Source organism: Halorubrum sp. SD612 (assembly GCF_002135005.1).
The window spans coordinates 1-1,854 of sequence record NZ_NEWI01000313.1 but is presented as its reverse complement, the minus strand read 5'-3'; the positions used below and the strand labels follow the sequence as shown (position 1 = coordinate 1,854).

Here is a 1,854-nt window from a genome sequence, read left to right as displayed (position 1 = left end):
CCTCAGTCTACGATGTCCGACCCACCCGGCGGCAGGAACTCCTGGAGCTGGTCCGCGCTGGCGACCTTCCGCACGAACGACTGGTCCGCGAACCGCTCTTTCAGGTTACGGTACGCCATCATCGCGGCGTCGTTCTGCGCGTACATCCCCGGCTCGAAGGTGACGTGCGCGGCCGCGCGGTCGACAATCGCCGAGGGAGGGCCGCCGATCGCGCGGGTGACCGGCTCGCACTGGACGCCGACGGCGATCCGGCAGGGGACGTCCTCGAAGTAGGTGCGGTCGCCGCGGATCACGAAGCTCCCCTTCTCGATGTACTCGCCGCTCTCGGGCGTCTTGGACACCTGATCGGGCTCGACCATGTACGCGTCGCCCGCCCCGCGGCCGTCCTTCCAGTCCGACGAGTAGGAGACCGCGAACTGCGCCGCCTCGCGCAGCGTCTCCTCGGAGAAGTCGACCGGATCGGCCGACTCGGAGGGACCGGAGGCCTTCAGGATCGTCACCGGTCCCCCGTGGGCCTGCGTGTGGAAGAACCGGTCGTGTTTGCTCATGTATTTTTTCACCAGCTCCTCGTTCTGGTCGGCGTTGCGGCCGCCGATGACGAGGTAGCCGGTCGACGTGTGGAACCAGCGGAACCGCTCGAACCAGTCGTCGGGGCTCCGGATCGGGATCGAGGAGCGCGAGAGCCAGTCGGTCTCGTACTCCTCGTCGTCGCCCTCGCCGTCGCCGCCGTCGCCACCGCCCCCGTCGTCGGCCTGCTGCTCCTCCCACTCGGCCTTCCGCGCTTTGACCGCCTCCAGCTCCTCGCGGGTGGACTCGATCGCGGCCATCGCCCCTTCCTTCTTCTCCTCGACGCGCTTCGCCTCCTGATAGAGGCGGTCGGCGTTGACCTCGACGCCCTCGCCCGCGTCGAGCTCGACCCGGGTCGTTCCACCGCCGTCTCCCTCGGCGTCGCCGCCCTCCTCGTCGAGTTCGACCGTCACCGTTCCCTCGCCGCCGTCGACGTCGACGACGGCCTCCGCGGCTTCGATGCCGCGCGCCGCGCCGGCGTCGAGGGTCTCCTCGATCTCGTCCCACGGCACCTCGTCCTCGCGGGCCTCGCGCACGGTCGAGAGCACCTCGTCGACGAGGTCGTAGTTCGCGTACAGGAGTTCGGCTCGCTCCCGTTCCGCCTGCGCCTGCTCCTCGAACCCCTCGATCGCCCCCCGCTGCTGTTCGATGATCCGCTCCTGTTTGGCGATCTCCCCCTCGAAATCGGGCCGCGAGGCGCTCGCGTCCGCCGGCGCCTCGCCGTCGTCGGTCTCCTCGTTCGCGAGCCGGTAGAAGTACTCGTCGACGGCGGCGTTAAACGAGTCGAAGCCGACGCTCGGCAGGCCCTCGTGCTCCGCGAGCGGGAACGGCGTCACGTCGACGACGCGCGGCTCGCGGTCGTCCGCCTCGTCGCCGGACAGCTCCTCTTCGTACACGCGCGGGTCGACGTCGCCCGACCGGAGCCGCTCGTCGATCCGGGCGAGGGCGTCGTGGAGCGCGCCGAGCTGGTCGTCGGTCGCCTCGCCGATCGGCGTCTCCTTCGGCACGCCGGCCCGGGTACACACCTCCTCGGCGTACAGGCCGCCGAGGTTGAGCTGCGTGGCGAGCGTGCGCACCACGTCGCTGTCCGACTCGCGCATGTGGCGGTCGAACGCGCCGCGGCTCACGTCCAGCGGGTTGAGGCGGGAGGCCGGGTACTCGTACTGCGAGCCGGGCGCGACGGTGCGGGACTTCAGTCGCACCGTCGACAGCGCCCCGATCACCTCGCCCGTCTCGTCGAGCGCGGCGACGTTCCCCTGCCCGAACAGCTCGGCGACGAGGGTGGTG

Annotated in this window: 1 protein-coding gene; it reads right to left on the bottom strand. The window is 70.6% G+C overall.

The window, feature by feature from the left end; translation table 11 throughout:
- Positions 1–2: 2 nt before the first annotated feature.
- Positions 3–1,854: ribosome rescue protein RqcH (gene rqcH / locus B9G38_RS16830; protein WP_086221132.1), on the bottom strand; the 1,852-nt coding region annotated here is incomplete at its 5' end.